Origin of the sequence: Ramlibacter monticola (assembly GCF_016722785.1) — a bacterium.
Lineage (GTDB): Bacteria > Pseudomonadota > Gammaproteobacteria > Burkholderiales > Burkholderiaceae_C > Ramlibacter > Ramlibacter monticola.
Window position 1 is genome coordinate 362,143 of record NZ_JAEQNE010000004.1, and the last position, 13,573, is coordinate 375,715.

Annotated in this window: 12 protein-coding genes; 9 read left to right on the forward strand and 3 right to left on the reverse strand. The window is 68.0% G+C overall.

What is annotated here, in order from left to right:
* Window positions 1–48 precede the first annotated feature (48 nt).
* Both msrP and JJ685_RS18305 read left to right on the forward strand, forming a co-directional pair.
* Window positions 49–1,044: a protein-methionine-sulfoxide reductase catalytic subunit MsrP gene (gene msrP, locus JJ685_RS18300; RefSeq protein ID WP_201675752.1), complete on the forward strand. Its 996-nt coding sequence runs from the start codon at window positions 49–51 to the stop codon at window positions 1,042–1,044.
* Window positions 1,045–1,051: 7 nt separating this feature from the next.
* Window positions 1,052–1,699 carry a protein-methionine-sulfoxide reductase heme-binding subunit MsrQ gene (locus JJ685_RS18305; protein ID WP_201675753.1) on the forward strand — a complete coding sequence of 216 codons (648 nt, stop codon included), beginning with the start codon at window positions 1,052–1,054 and terminating at the stop codon, window positions 1,697–1,699.
* Window positions 1,700–1,705: 6 nt separating this feature from the next.
* Here JJ685_RS18305 and lysA read toward each other — a convergent pair whose 3' ends face one another.
* Entirely contained in the window at window positions 1,706–2,983 is a 1,278-nt protein-coding gene (lysA, locus tag JJ685_RS18310; protein WP_201675754.1) for a diaminopimelate decarboxylase, read from the reverse strand.
* Window positions 2,980–3,237 carry an LPS translocon maturation chaperone LptM gene (lptM, locus tag JJ685_RS18315; RefSeq protein WP_201675755.1) on the reverse strand — a complete coding sequence of 86 codons (258 nt, stop codon included), beginning with the start codon at window positions 3,235–3,237 and terminating at the stop codon, window positions 2,980–2,982. The genes lysA and lptM overlap by 4 nt, the downstream gene beginning before the upstream one ends.
* A 12-nt stretch (window positions 3,238–3,249) precedes the next feature.
* Here lptM and cyaY point away from each other — a divergent pair, with 12 nt between their 5' ends.
* Window positions 3,250–3,585 (forward strand): iron donor protein CyaY, encoded by a 336-nt coding sequence (cyaY, locus tag JJ685_RS18320; RefSeq protein ID WP_201675756.1) that lies wholly within the window; start codon window positions 3,250–3,252, stop codon window positions 3,583–3,585.
* Here the strand turns inward: cyaY and JJ685_RS18325 are convergent.
* Entirely contained in the window at window positions 3,575–6,052 is a 2,478-nt protein-coding gene (locus JJ685_RS18325; RefSeq protein WP_201675757.1) for a penicillin-binding protein 1A, read from the reverse strand. The two genes, cyaY and JJ685_RS18325, sit on opposite strands and share 11 nt — an antisense overlap.
* 296 nt (window positions 6,053–6,348) lie before the next feature.
* Between JJ685_RS18325 and JJ685_RS18330 the strand changes: the two genes are divergently transcribed.
* The 6 genes from JJ685_RS18330 to JJ685_RS18355 are packed head-to-tail and all read left to right on the forward strand — an operon-like array spanning window position 6,349 to window position 13,571.
* Complete coding sequence (locus JJ685_RS18330; RefSeq protein WP_201675758.1) at window positions 6,349–7,428, forward strand: pilus assembly protein PilM; 1,080 nt, start codon at window positions 6,349–6,351, stop codon at window positions 7,426–7,428.
* Window positions 7,425–8,126: a PilN domain-containing protein gene (locus JJ685_RS18335; protein ID WP_201675759.1), complete on the forward strand. Its 702-nt coding sequence runs from the start codon at window positions 7,425–7,427 to the stop codon at window positions 8,124–8,126. Before JJ685_RS18330 ends, JJ685_RS18335 begins: the two co-directional genes overlap by 4 nt.
* A 41-nt stretch (window positions 8,127–8,167) precedes the next feature.
* Complete coding sequence (locus JJ685_RS18340) at window positions 8,168–8,845, forward strand: type IV pilus inner membrane component PilO (RefSeq protein WP_201675760.1); 678 nt, start codon at window positions 8,168–8,170, stop codon at window positions 8,843–8,845.
* Complete coding sequence (locus tag JJ685_RS18345; protein ID WP_201675761.1) at window positions 8,842–9,384, forward strand: pilus assembly protein PilP; 543 nt, start codon at window positions 8,842–8,844, stop codon at window positions 9,382–9,384. Before JJ685_RS18340 ends, JJ685_RS18345 begins: the two co-directional genes overlap by 4 nt.
* Window positions 9,381–11,501, forward strand: coding sequence for a type IV pilus secretin PilQ (pilQ, locus tag JJ685_RS18350; RefSeq protein WP_201675762.1), 2,121 nt, complete (start codon window positions 9,381–9,383; stop codon window positions 11,499–11,501). Before JJ685_RS18345 ends, pilQ begins: the two co-directional genes overlap by 4 nt.
* 54 nt (window positions 11,502–11,555) lie before the next feature.
* Complete coding sequence (locus JJ685_RS18355) at window positions 11,556–13,571, forward strand: Ig-like domain-containing protein (protein ID WP_201675763.1); 2,016 nt, start codon at window positions 11,556–11,558, stop codon at window positions 13,569–13,571.
* The last annotated feature ends 2 nt before the right edge of the window (window positions 13,572–13,573 follow it).

The following is a 13,573-nucleotide window of genomic DNA, read 5'->3' on the forward strand; positions in this document are numbered from 1 at the left end:
TCCGAATCCTTGCAAGAATGGGCACGTAGCACCGAAGGAGACGAAAGCATGCTGATCCGGACCGGCCGCGACGGTTTCCAGCACCCGATCGCCAGCGAGATCACGTCGCGTGCCGTCTACGAGGACCGGCGGCGGCTGCTGAAATGGATGGCCACCGGCGTCGCCGGGGCGGCGCTGGCCCAGTGGGCGCAGCGCGAGGCGCTGGCGCAGGTCTCGCGTCCCGGCAAGCGCCCCGCGCTGCAGGCCGTGCGCTCCACGATCCCCGGCGCGGTGACGATGGACAAGGTCACCGAATTCAAGGACGCCAGCAGCTACAACAACTACTACGAGTTCGGCACCGACAAGGGCGACCCGGTCGAGCACGCGCACACGCTCAAGACCTCGCCGTGGACGGTGGAGATCGAGGGGCTGGTGAAGAAGCCCGGCAAGTACGCGCTGGAGGACCTGCTGAAGCTGTCGGCCCAGGAGGAGCGGATCTACCGCCTGCGCTGCGTCGAGGGCTGGTCGATGGTGATCCCCTGGGTCGGCTACTCGCTGGCGAAGCTGGTGGAGAAGGTGGAGCCGCTGGGCAGCGCGAAGTTCGTCGAGTTCGTGACGCTGGCGGACCCGAAGCAGATGCCCTATGTCGGTTCCCGCGTGCTGGACTGGCCCTATGTCGAGGGTCTGCGGATGGACGAGGCCATGCACCCGCTCACGCTGCTCACCTTCGGCATGTACGGCGAGGTGCTGCCGAACCAGAACGGCGCGCCGGTGCGCGTGGTGGTGCCGTGGAAGTACGGCTTCAAGAGCGGCAAGAGCATCGTGAAGATCCGCTTTGTCGAGCAGATGCCCAAGACCGCGTGGAACAAGGCCGCGGCCAACGAGTACGGCTTCTATTCCAACGTGAACCCCAACGTGGACCACCCGCGCTGGTCGCAGGCCACCGAGCGGCGCATCGGGGAGGACGGGCTGTTCGCCAAGAAGCGCAAGACGCTCATGTTCAATGGCTACGAGCCGCAGGTCGGCCAGCTCTATGCGGGCCTGGACCTGAAGAAGAACTTCTGAACGGCGGATGACGCTTTCCCGCGCCCTGCTGCATCCGGCGGCCAAGCCGGTCCTGTTCGTGCTGGGGCTGCTGCCCTTCGCGTGGCTGTTCTACGGCGCCCTGGCCGACCGCCTGGGCGCGAATCCGGCCGAATACCTCTCGCGCTCCACCGGCGACTGGACGCTGCGCTTCCTGTGCCTCACGCTGGCGGTGACGCCCCTGCGCGTGGTCGCGGGCCTCCCGACGCTGGCGCGCTTCCGGCGCATGCTGGGCCTCTTCACCTACTTCTACGTGGTGCTGCACTTCCTGGCCTACAGCTGGTTCGACCAGGGCTTCGACCTCGGCGAGATCGGCAAGGACATCGCCAAGCGCCCCTTCATCCTGGTGGGCTTCGCCGGCTTCGTGCTGCTCACGCCGCTGGCGGCCACTTCGTTCAATCGCGCCGTGAAGGCGCTGGGGGCGAAGCGCTGGCAGGCCCTGCACAAGCTGGTCTACGCGATCGCGCCGCTCGGCATCCTGCACTTCTTCTGGATGCGGGCGGCCAAGAACAATTTCGGCGAGGTCGCCGTCTATGCGGCCATCCTCGCGGTGCTGCTCGGATGGCGGGTGCGGGAGTTCCTGCGCAAGCGGCAGGCGCGCCCGTCGCCCGGCACGCGCCGGCCGTCGGCCGGCTGAGCACGCTCAGGGCAGCAGGTGCTCCTTGCGCAACTGGTCCGCGACGTCCTCCCGCTCGCGCACCACGTGCACCTGCGCGCCGTCCACCAGCACCTCCGCCGCGCGCCCGCGCGTGTTGTAGTTGCTGGCCATGCTCATGCAGTAGGCGCCGGCGGAGAGCACCGCCAGCAGGTCGCCCGCTTGCACCGCGAGGCTGCGCTCGCGGCCGATCCAGTCGCCGCTCTCGCACACCGGCCCGACCACGTCGTACACCTGCGACTGCGCCGTGGGGCGCGCCAGCGGCACGATCTGGTGGAACGCCTCGTACATGGCCGGGCGCGGCAGGTCGTTCATCGCCGCGTCGATGATGCAGAAGTTCTTCTGCTCGCCGGGCTTGAGGTACAGCACCTCGGCCACGCACAGGCCGGCGTTGCCGACCAGCGAGCGGCCCGGCTCGATCATCAGCTGGCGCCCGCCGAAGCCGCGCGCGTCCAGCCGCTGGAACAGGCGCTGCCACAGCGCGTCGGCCGCCGGCGGCTGCTCGTCGTTGTAGACGATGCCCAGGCCGCCGCCGAAGTCGATGTGCTCGATGGGGATGCCGGCCTCCTCGATCTGCGTCACCAGGTCCAGGATGCGGTCCATGGCATCGAGGTAGGGCAGCACCTGCGTGATCTGCGAGCCGATGTGGCAGTCGATGCCGACGACGCGCAGCCCGGGCAGGGCGGCGGCGCGCTGGTAGGCGCGCAGCGCGTCCTTGTGGGCGATGCCGAACTTGTTGCCCTTCAGGCCGGTGGAGATGTAGGGGTGCGTGAGCGGGTTGACGTCGGGGTTCACGCGCAGGCTGACCGGCGCCCGGGTGCCCAGGTCGACGGCCACTTCGCTCAGCACCTCCAACTCCGCCTCGCTTTCGACGTTGAAGCAGTGGATGCCGACTTCCAGCGCGCGCCGCATCTCGCGCCGGCTCTTGCCGACGCCCGAGAAGATGATGTCCTCGCCCCTGGCGCCGGCGGCCAGCACGCGTTCGAGCTCGCCGCCCGAGACGATGTCGAAGCCGCAGCCGGCGCGCGCGAACACCTGCAGGATGGCCAGCGAGGAGTTCGCCTTCATCGCGTAGCAGATCTTCGCCTTGCGGCCGGCGAAGCCGCGCTGGTAGGCGCCGAGCGCCGCAAGCATCGCGTTGCGCGAATAGACGAACAGGGGCGTGCCGTGCTCGCGCGCCAGGTCGGCGAGCCGCACGTCCTCGACGAACAGTTCCTCGCCCCGGTACTGCACGAAGGGGGCGCCAGGCAGGCGGGGCGCGCTCATGGCCGCGGCACCGGGTTGGCGGTGCCCGTGGGCGGCGCGGAGGCGGCCGGCGTGGGCTGGATCGCGCTGCTGGAAGGCGCCGGCGTCAAGCTTTCCGGCCTCAACGCCTCGGGCAGGGTGGCGCGCCCGGCGGCGGCTTCGCCCGTGGGGAGGTACAGCGCGCCCCTCTGGCCGCAGGCCGCGAGCAGGGCGATCGCGCCCAGCGCGATCAACGGCCGCTGCGCGGCTCCTAGAATTTGCAGAACACCTGACATTTGGAAATTGTAATGACCGATCTCGAATACCTCGACCGCGCCGAGGCCCTGCTGAAGGCCGTGGAGGCGGATTGCGACCGGATCAACGAAAGCACCGACGCGGACATCGACAACCAGCGGGTCGGCGGCATGGTGACGCTGATCTTCCCAAACCAGAGCCAGATCGTGGTGAACCTGCAGAAGCCGCTGCAGGAAGTGTGGATGGCCGCCAAGGCGGGCGGCTTCCACTACCGCTACGACGGCCAGTGCTGGCGCGACACCAAGGGCCATGGCGGCGAGTTCTTCGCCGACCTGAGCCGCTACGCCAGCGAGCAGGCGGGACGCCCGCTCGCCTTCGCTAGTTCCTGAACAGGTCCAGGATGCTGCGGCGCTCGTCGTTGGGCGCGGAGCGCGGCGCCTGGCCGTCGGAGTTGAGCAGGCTGCGGTCGCCCGGGGCGCCCGGCGACTGCTCGCCCGAGGAGCCGCCCGTGCGCGGCGCGCCATTGGCCGGCGGGGCGCCGCCCGATTCACCCGCCAGGCCCAGCGAGCGGATGCCCGCGCCCGGCGCGTATTCCTCGTAGTACCACTCGCCGGCGACGTTGACCACGCCCTCGGGGGCGGCCGGTTCCATCACGGGCACGCCCTTGAGGGCGGTCTCCATGAAGTTGATCCAGATCGGCAGGCTCAGGCCGCCGCCCGTCTCGCGGTCGCCCAGCGAGCGGGGCGTGTCGAATCCCATCCAGACGATGGCCACCAGCGTCGGATGGAAGCCATTGAACCAGGTGTCCATCGAGTCGTTGGTCGTGCCGGTCTTGCCGTAGAGGTCCGGGCGCTTGAGTTCGCGCTGGGCGCGCGCGGCCGTGCCGACCCGGGCGACTTCCTGCAGCAGGCGATCCATCATGAAGGCGTTGCGGGCATCGATCGCGCGCATCGACTCGTTCAGCAGCGGCGGCTGGCTCTCCACCAGCGCCTTGCCCTTCTGGTCGGCGATCCGGGTGATCAGCCACGGGTTGACGCGGTAGCCGCCGTTGGCGAACACCGAGTAGCCCAGCGCCATCTGCATCGGCGTGACCGAGCCCGCGCCCAGGGCCATGGTGAGGTAGGGCGGATGCTTCTCGGCCTCGAAGCCGAAGCGGGTGATCCAGTCCTGCGCGCTCTGCGCGCCCACCGCCTGCAGGATCCGGATCGACACCATGTTCTTGGACTTGGCCAGCGCGGTGTGCAGCGGCATCGGGCCTTCGAACTTGCCGTCGTAGTTCTTGGGCTCCCAGGGCTGGCCGCCGGTCACCCCGGCGTCGAAGAACAGGGGGCCGTCGTTGACGATGGTCGAGGGCGTGAAGCCCTTTTCCAGCGAGGCGGAGTAGATGAAGGGCTTGAAGCCGGAGCCGGGCTGCCGCCAGGCTTGGGTGACGTGGTTGAACTTGTTCTTGTTGAAGTCGAAGCCGCCCACCAGGGCATGGATGGAGCCGTCGCGAGGGTCGATGGCGACGAAGGCGCCCTCGACCTCGGGCAGCTGGGTGATCTCCCAGGTGTCCTTGGCGGACTTCATCACGCGGATGACCGCGCCGCGCCGGATCTTGATCTTGGGCGGCGCCTTGTCGGACAGGCCCGATTGCGCCGGCCGCAGGCCCTCGCCGACGATGTCGACGTGGTCGCCGTTCGCGCGCACGGCGACGATCTTCTTGGGCGTGGCTTCCAGCACCACCGCCGCCAGCACGTCGCCGTTGTCCGGGTGGTCGGCCAGCGCGTCGTCGATGGCGTCGTCCACCTCCTTCGGGTCGGTCGGCAGGTCGACGAAGCGCTCGGGGCCGCGGTAGATCTGGCGCTTCTCGTAGGCCATGATCCCCTGGCGCAGCGCCTTGTATGCGGCTTCCTGCTCGCGGGCGCGCACGGTCGTGTAGACGTTCAGGCCGCGGGTGTAGGTTTCGTCGCCGTACTGGGCAAAGACGAGCTGGCGCACCGTCTCGGCGATGTACTCGGCGCGGACGGCCGTGGTCTGCGTTCCCGTGCGGACCCGCAGTTCCTGCTTCTTGGCGGCTTCCGCCTCGGCGGCCGTGATGAAGCCGTTCTCCTCCATCCGTTCGATGATGTAGAGCTGGCGGGCGCGCGCCCGCGACGGGTTGCTCACCGGGTTGAAGGCCGACGGCGCCTTGGGCAGGCCGGCCAGCATGGCCGCCTCGGCGATCGTGATTTCCTTCAGCGGCTTGCCGAAATAGGTCTCCGAGGCGGCCGCGAACCCGTAGGCGCGGTTGCCCAGGAAGATCTGGTTCATGTAGATCTCGAGGATCTGGTCCTTCGACAGCAGGTGTTCCAGCTTGAAGGTCAGGAGGACCTCGTACAGCTTGCGGGTGAAGGTCTTCTCGGACGACAGGTAGACGTTGCGGGCCACCTGCATGGTGATGGTGGAGGCGCCCTGGCTCTTGGCCCGTCCCAGGTTGGCGACGCCGGCCCGCATCAGGCCCTTGTAGTCCACGCCGTTGTGCGAATAGAAGCGTGCGTCCTCGATCGCCAGGACGGCATTTTTCATCACCTGCGGAATTTCGCCGATGGGCGTCAGGTTGCGGCGCTCCTCGCCGAACTCGCCCAGCAGCACGCCGTCGGCGGAAAACACGCGCAGCGGCAGCTTGGGGCGGTAGTCCGCCAGGTCTCCGATGTCCGGCAGGTTGGGATAAGCCACCGCCAGGGCGACGCCCCCCACGGTGACCACGGCGGCCACCAGCGCGAACGCCAGCCCGAAGGTCCAGCCGAACAGCTTCAGCAGGAAGCGCTGCCAGAACGGGCGGCGGCGGGAGGTGGGGCCGGGTCCGGGAGTGTCAGAAGAAGAATCGGAAGCCATAAAACTCCAGCGGGGCGTCCCGGGGCGCCCATTTTAAAAACGCAATTCATCAGAGCCGGGAGGCTGCCAGCCGGTTCCGGTCCGGTGTTTCCGGGGGCCGGAAAAGGACAGCCGGCACAGGGCTGGGGACAGCCGGCGTACCACGTCAGTATCGCAGCAAATCGCGTAGGGTTTTCCCAACGCGCTCAACCGTGGAGAGGGGGAAATTCCTTTTGGGACAAGGACCTTACTGCTAGCATTGATGTGGAATCTTAAGTTCGTTACGCCTTGACACGAAGGCGTCGTAGGAGGCGGGATTGTTCACTTTCGGGTCTTTGTTCGGCCGCCAGTCGGCCCCGCTGCTGGGGCTGGACATCAGTTCTTCCAGCGTCAAGCTCGTCGAGCTCGGCCTCAGGAAGGACGGCGGTTTCGTCCTGGAACGCTGTGCCATCGAGCCCCTGGAGCGTGGCTGGATCAACGACGGCAACGTCGAGAAGTTCGACGAGGTCGCCGAGGCCATGCGGCGCGTCATCAAGAAGAGCGGCACCCGGACGCGCAATGTTGCCATGGCATTGCCTGCGTCGGCGGTGATCACCAAGAAAATCATCCTGCCCGGCGGCCTGTCCGAACAGGACCTGGAAGTGCAGGTCGAGACCGAAGCCAACCAGTACATCCCCTTCTCGCTGGATGAAGTGAGCCTGGACTTCTGCGTCGTCGGCCCGAGCAGCACGTCCGCCGGCGACGTGGAGGTGCTGATCGCCGCCTCCCGCAAGGAAAAGGTGCAGGACCGCCAGGGCCTGGCCGAAGCGGCCGGCCTGAAGCCGGTGATCATCGACGTCGAATCGTACGCGGCGCGCCTCGCCGCCAGTCGCCTGATCGGCGGCCTGCCCGACGCCGGCAAGGACCAGCTGGTCGCGCTGTTCGAAGTCGGTGCCAGCACCACCAGCATGCAGGTCATCCGCAACGACGAGGTGCTGTACGACCGCGACCAGGCTTTCGGCGGCGCCCAGCTCACCCAGCTCATCGTCCGGCACTACGGCTTCTCGCCGGAGGAGGCCGAGACCAAGAAGCGCAGCGGCGAACTGCCCGAGGACTATGAAATGGGCGTGCTGAAGCCCTTCGTCGACAGCATGGCGCAGGAAGTCGCCCGCGCCCTGCAGTTCTTCTTCACCAGCACTCCGCACAACCGCGTGGACCAGATCATGGTGGCCGGCGGCTCGGCGGCGCTGCCGGGCCTGAGCGAATCCATCATGGCCCACACCTCGTTCCCCTGCACCCTGGCCGATCCCTTCCAGGGCATGGAGATCGGCGACAACGTCCGGGAGAAGAAGGTGCGCCGCGAAGCGCCGTCGTACCTGACCTCCTGCGGGCTGGCGATGCGGAGGTTCCTGCAGTGATCCTGATCAACCTGTTGCCGCACCGAGAGGCGGCACGCAAGCGCCGGCGCGAGATGTTCTACGCCGGCCTGGGCGCTTCGGCGCTGGCCGGTGCGGTGATCGCCGGCGGCATCTACCTCTGGTACGGCGCCCAGATCTCCAACCAGCAGATGCGCAACACCATCCTGGCCACCGAGAACCAGCGTCTGGACAGCCAGATCAAGGACATCGCGGCACTGCAGGAGGAGATCGCGGCCCTGCGCGCCCGCCAGCAGGCGGTGGAAGACCTGCAGGCCGACCGCAACATGCCGGTGCACCTGCTCAACGAGCTGTCCCGGCTGCTGCCGGACGGCATCTACCTGACCAGCATGAAGCAGGTCAACGACAACGTGGCGCTGGCCGGCATCGCGCAGTCCAACGAGCGCGTCTCGGAACTGCTGCGCAACCTGAGCTCGGGCAGCCCCTGGATCGCCCGGCCGGAACTGATCGAGATCGTGGCGACCAACGTCACGCTGCCGCCCAAGGACACCCGCCGGGTGGCGAACTTCAAGATCAACGTGAAGGTGCTGCGCGCCAGCGAGGCGCAGAAGGCCGCGGCCGCCGCGAGCGCTGCCGCTGCCGCCGCGCCGTCGAGCGGCGTGGTGGCCGCGCCGATGGGCGCCGCCAGCGCCCCCAGCGCCGCCGTGGCCGCCGTCACTCCCGCTTCGGCCAGGAAGTGACGCCCCCTCGTTTCCCGCCTACCGCAACCAGGGTCTGAACCATGGCCGTACCCTCCCTCGACACTGCCGCCCTCAAGGAACAGATCGTCTCCCAGTTCCGCGGCCTCGATCCGAACGAACCGGGCTCCTGGCCCCTCGTCCCGAAGCTGCTGGTCTGCGTGGCCGTCATCGTCGCCATCGTGGTGGCCCTGTGGTTCTCCTGGCTCACGACCTCCGCCGAGGAACTCGAGGCGGAACAGAAGAAGGAACTCGGCCTGCGCGAGGACTACAAGAAGAAGCTCACGCAGGCGGTCAACCTCGATGCCCTGCGCAAGCAGCGCGAGCAGGTGCAGCAGTACGTGACGCAGCTGGAGAAGCAGCTTCCGAGCAAGGCGGAGATGGACGCCCTGCTGTCCGACATCAACCAGGCGGGCCTCGGCCGCAGCCTGACCTTCGACCTGTTCCGCCCCGGCTCGGTCAGCGTCAGGGAGTACTACGCGGAGCTTCCGATCTCCGTGAAGGTGCAGGGCCGCTACAACGACATCGGCGCCTTCGCCTCGGACATCGCGCACCTCTCGCGCATCGTGACGCTCAACAACCTCGATATCTCCCAGTCCAAGGACAACCTGGTGCTGGACGCCACGGCCAAGACCTTCCGCTACCTCGACCCCGACGAAGTGGCGGCGCAGCGCAAGGCCACGGCCGGCAAGCCCGGCCAGAAGGGCGGAGCCAAGAAATGACCCGCAAGCTGTTGCTCGCACTCGTCGCCGCCGCCGCACTGGCCGCCTGCAGCGACTCCGACCAGGAGGAAATCCAGCAATGGATGCAGGAGCAGCGCGCCGCCACCAAGCCGCAGGTGACGCCGATCCCGGAGCCCAAGCGCTTCGCGCCGCAGGCGTACACGCAGGAATCCGCCGTTGAACCCTTCAGCCAGCAGAAGTTGAGCGTGGCGTTCAAGCGCGACGCCCAGCAGGCCGGCACGGCCAGCGCCGCGCTGCTGCAGCCCGAGCTGAGCCGGCGCAAGGAACCGCTGGAAGCCTATCCGCTGGATTCCATGGCGATGGTGGGCAGCCTGATCAAGGCCGGCCAGCCGGTGGCGCTGATCAAGATCGACAACCTGCTGTACCAGGTCAAGCCCGGCAACTACCTGGGGCAGAACTACGGACGCATCACGAAGGTGACGGAAACGGAAGTCGTTATGAGGGAGCTGGTGCAGGACGCGGCTGGCGAATGGATCGAGAGAACCTCGACGCTGCAATTGCAGGAGAAGTCCAAATGATGAAAACGAGCAAATGGAGCTGGCGCGCCTTCGCGGCCGCGGCGGCGATGGTGGCTTCGGCCTGCTGGGGCGTCGCGCAGGCGGCGCCGGTCGTGGAAAACGTCCGGGGGAGCATGCAGGGCGGCGCCGAGGTCGTGCGGATCGACTTCAGCGAACCGCTCACGTCGGTGCCCACCGGCTTCGCCATCCAGTCGCCGGCGCGCATCGCGCTGGACATCCCCGGGGCAACCAACGGGCTGGGCCGCAGCGCGGTGGACCTCAACGTCGGCAACCTGCGCTCCGTGAACGTGGTGCAGGCGCCCGACCGCGCCCGCCTGGTCCTGAACCTGAAGGCCTCGACCAACTACCGCACGCAGATCGACGGCAAGTCGCTGATCGTCACCCTCGACCCCGTGGCGCAGGCCAGCACCGGCTCGGCGCCGGCGCAGGCCTTTGCCGAAAGCCGCAACCGCGACACGCAGCCGATCCGCGACCTCGACTTCCGCCGCGGCCCGGATGGCTCCGGCCGCGTGGTCGTGGACCTGCCCAGCAACCAGGTCGGCGTGGACATCCGCCAGCAGGGCCAGTCGCTGGTGGTCGAATTCCTGAAGTCGACGCTGCCCGAGGGCCTGCGCCGGCGCATGGACGTGACCGACTTCGGCACGCCGATCCAGGCCGTGAGCACCTTCCAGCAGGGCGACCGCGTGCGCATGGTGATCGAGCCGCGCGGCGCCTGGGAGCACAGCGCGTATCAATCCGACAACCAGTTCGTGGTGGAAGTCCGCACCCAGCGGCAGGACCCGAACAAGCTCTCGCAGGGCCCCGGCTACACCGGTGAGAAACTGTCGCTGAACTTCCAGAACATCGAAGTGCGCTCGCTGCTGCAGGTCATCGCGGACTTCACGAACTTCAACATCGTCACCTCCGACTCGGTCACGGGCGGCGTGACGCTGCGCCTGAAGGACGTGCCCTGGGACCAGGCGCTGGACATCATCCTGCAGGCCAAGGGCCTGGGCATGCGCCGCACCGGCAACGTGCTGTGGATCGCCCCGAAGGACGAGATCGCCGCCAAGGAAAAGCTGGAGCTCGAGGCCCAGGCCGCGATCCAGACCCTGGAGCCGCTGCGCACGCAGGGCTTCGTCCTGAACTACACCAAGGCGGCCGACGTCGCCGTGCAGCTCACCGGAAGCGGCGCCTCCCGCATCCTCAGCGCCCGCGGCAGCGCGATCGCCGAGCCGCGCACCAACCAGCTGTTCGTCACCGACGTGCCGTCCAAGCTGGAACAGGTGCAGCAGCTGGTGCAGCGGCTCGATATCGCGGTGCGCCAGGTGCTGATCGAGGCGCGCATCGTCGAAGCCTCCGACAGCTTCGGCAAGAGCCTGGGCGTGCGCCTGGGCGGCAGCGACCTGCGCGGCGTGCGCGGCGGCGACGCCGGCTATGCGCTCAACAACAGCAACCGCGTCGCCTTCGGCGGCAGCTACGACGCCGTGTCCGGCACGACGGGCGAAAGCAACACCGCGCTGACGACGCTCAATACCAGCGTCGTGAACCTGCCGGCCGTCGGCGTCGGTGGCTTCACGCCCTCGACCTTCGCCATCTCGATCTTCAGCTCCGCCGCCAACCGCTTCCTGAACCTGGAGCTGTCGGCGCTGGAAGCGGATGGCAAGGGCAAGCTGGTGTCCAGCCCGCGCATCGTGACGGCCGACAAGACCAAGGCGCTGATCGAGCAGGGCACGGAATTCCCGTACCAGCAGGCGACCTCCAGCGGCGCGACCTCGGTGGCCTTCCGCCGCGCCACGCTGAAGCTGGAAGTGACGCCGCAGATCACGCCCGAGGGCAACATCATCCTGGACCTCGACATCGCCAAGGACAGCCGTGGCGAGACCACGGCGGCCGGCATCGCCATCAACACCAAGCACATCAAGACGCAGGTGCTGGTGGAGAACGGCGGCACGGTCGTGATCGGCGGCATCTTCGAGCTGACCGAGACCGAGCAGGAAACGCGGGTGCCGCTGCTGGGCGACATCCCGGTCGCCGGCAACCTGTTCAAGAACCGCCAGCGCCAGGCGACCAAGCAGGAAATGCTGGTGTTCATCACGCCGAAGATGGTGGCAGACCGTCAGGCTGCCGGCCGCTGAACCTTTGACATTTTGACCCGTTCACCTGTAGTACCGACGGAAGGATTTGTTTCGATGAACAAGAAGATGAAGGCGCTGGCCTCGATGGTCATGGTCGGCGCGCTGGCCGCATGCGGAGGGGGGGGAGGAAGCCCCGGCACCACGCCTGGAACGGGCAGCGGAGGCTCCGGTAGCAGTGGCGGAGGATCGGGCGATTCGCCGTCAACGCCCGTCGACAGCGCGAGCCTGGCGCTGAGCCTCGTGAATTCCTCGGGCGCGCCCGTCGCAGGCAACGCCGTGAGCGCTGGCGCCACGGTGTTCGCCAAGGCCCTGGTCAAGGACGCGAGCGGCGCGCTCGTCCAGAACAAGCTCGTCACGTTCTCGGCGGGCCAGGGCAGCTCCGTGGCCTTCCAGCCCGCGTCCGGCCAGGTGCTCACCGACGCGAACGGCATCGCGACCGTGCAGGTCACGCCGGCCAGCGCGACCAGCGCCGGTGCGGCCACGCTCACGGCCACGGCGACGGTCGGGGGCGCCGCAGTCTCCAGCTCGCTGGACGTCCAGACTTCGCCGGCCAACGTGTCGCTGGCGCAGATGGCGGCGGCGCAGAGTTCGCTCACCCCGTTCCAGAACACCACGGTCACGGTGAACGCGCTCGTGAACGGCACGGCCGCGACGAGCACACCGGTGGCCGTCGGCTTCACAGCCAGTTGCGGCACCTTCAGCCCGGCGACCGCAACCACCGATTCGACCGGCAAGGCCTCGGCCACCTTCCAGGCGGCCGGCTGCCTGGGCGGCACTGCCACGCTGACGGCCTCCGCCCCGGGTGCGAGCCCCGTGCAGACCCAGGTGACGGTTCAGTCCCCGCAGGCCACGAACGTGCTGTTCGAGAGCGCCACGCCTTCTGTGATCTTCACCTCGGCGGCGTCGTCCGGCGACAAGCAATCCACGGTGCGCTTCAAGGTGGTGGATGCCGCCGGCAGCGGCATCGGGGCCTCCACGAATGTCCAGGTGTCGCTGTCCGCCGCGGCCATCGCCTCGGGCGTCGTCTTCGCCGACACGAAGACGACCGCTCCCAAGACGGTGCCGACCGACGCCAACGGCGAGGTCTCGGTCATCGTGAAGTCCGGTGGTTTCCCCACGCCCCTGAGCGTGACGGCTGCCCTCGCCAGCGATACCTCGGTTTCCGCCTCGTCTTCGGGCCTGACGGTCAACTCCGGCCGTGCGGTGCAGAAGTTCTTCTCGCCATCCGCCAGCGTCTTCAACATGGAGGGCTGGGACTTCGACGGCGAGATCACGAACCTGAACGTGCGCACCGCCGACCGCCTCGGCCAGCCGGTGCCGGAAGGCACGCCGGTGTCCTTCATTTCCGAAGGCGGCCAGGTCACCGCATCCTGCACGCTGACCATCGACGGCAACGGCAAGTCCGGCTGCTCGGTTCAGTTCGCCAGCCAGGCCTTCCGCCCGACCGACGGCCGGGTCAGCATCCTCGCCTTCATGGATGGCGACGAGGACTTCGTGGACATCAACGGCAACAACCGCTTCGATGCCGGAGAGCAGTTCACGGACATGGGACAGCCGTTCCTGGACTCGGACGAAGACGGCGCCCCGGCTGCGACCGAGCAAAGGGTTGGCAACAGCTCCGTGGCCGGTTCCGGCATCGGCACGAACGCCTGCAGCACTGGCGTGATCGAGAACGTCCCGAATACCTGTGACGGCGTCTGGGGACCGACCCGCGTGCGCGCCCGCCTGACCATCGTGTTTTCCGGCAGCTTCGCCATCACGGCGACGGAGGACTCCAGCGTGTTCGGCACACCGTCGGCGACGGGCGTGACCGTCAACCTGTTCGACCTGCATGGCAACCCCCTGCCGTTCGGCACCAGCGTCACGGCCACCGTGAGCGGCGGAACGAACTGCGTGGTGCGAGAAGTGATTCCCGCGACCGTGCCCAGCACCACGACGGCCACCAGCCACCGGGTGATCGTCGCCAAGGGCTCCAGCCCCGGCGATACCTGCAGCGGCGCCGAGCTGTCCATGAAGAGCTCGACGCCCAAGGGCAACGTGACCCTGCTCGGCTCGGTGATCATCCCCTGACA

What these genes read in the sequence shown, in the direction of transcription:
- msrP (WP_201675752.1), top strand. Translation starts at nt 49, where the DNA reads ATGCTGATCCGGACCGGCCGCGACGGTTTCCAGCACCCGATCGCCAGC.
- JJ685_RS18305 (WP_201675753.1), top strand. Translation starts at nt 1,052, where the DNA reads ATGACGCTTTCCCGCGCCCTGCTGCATCCGGCGGCCAAGCCGGTCCTG.
- lysA (WP_201675754.1), bottom strand. Translation starts at nt 2,983, where the DNA reads ATGAGCGCGCCCCGCCTGCCTGGCGCCCCCTTCGTGCAGTACCGGGGC.
- lptM (WP_201675755.1), bottom strand. Translation starts at nt 3,237, where the DNA reads ATGTCAGGTGTTCTGCAAATTCTAGGAGCCGCGCAGCGGCCGTTGATC.
- cyaY (WP_201675756.1), top strand. Translation starts at nt 3,250, where the DNA reads ATGACCGATCTCGAATACCTCGACCGCGCCGAGGCCCTGCTGAAGGCC.
- JJ685_RS18325 (WP_201675757.1), bottom strand. Translation starts at nt 6,052, where the DNA reads ATGGCTTCCGATTCTTCTTCTGACACTCCCGGACCCGGCCCCACCTCC.
- JJ685_RS18340 (WP_201675760.1), top strand. Translation starts at nt 8,168, where the DNA reads ATGGCCGTACCCTCCCTCGACACTGCCGCCCTCAAGGAACAGATCGTC.
- JJ685_RS18345 (WP_201675761.1), top strand. Translation starts at nt 8,842, where the DNA reads ATGACCCGCAAGCTGTTGCTCGCACTCGTCGCCGCCGCCGCACTGGCC.
- pilQ (WP_201675762.1), top strand. Translation starts at nt 9,381, where the DNA reads ATGATGAAAACGAGCAAATGGAGCTGGCGCGCCTTCGCGGCCGCGGCG.
- JJ685_RS18355 (WP_201675763.1), top strand. Translation starts at nt 11,556, where the DNA reads ATGAACAAGAAGATGAAGGCGCTGGCCTCGATGGTCATGGTCGGCGCG.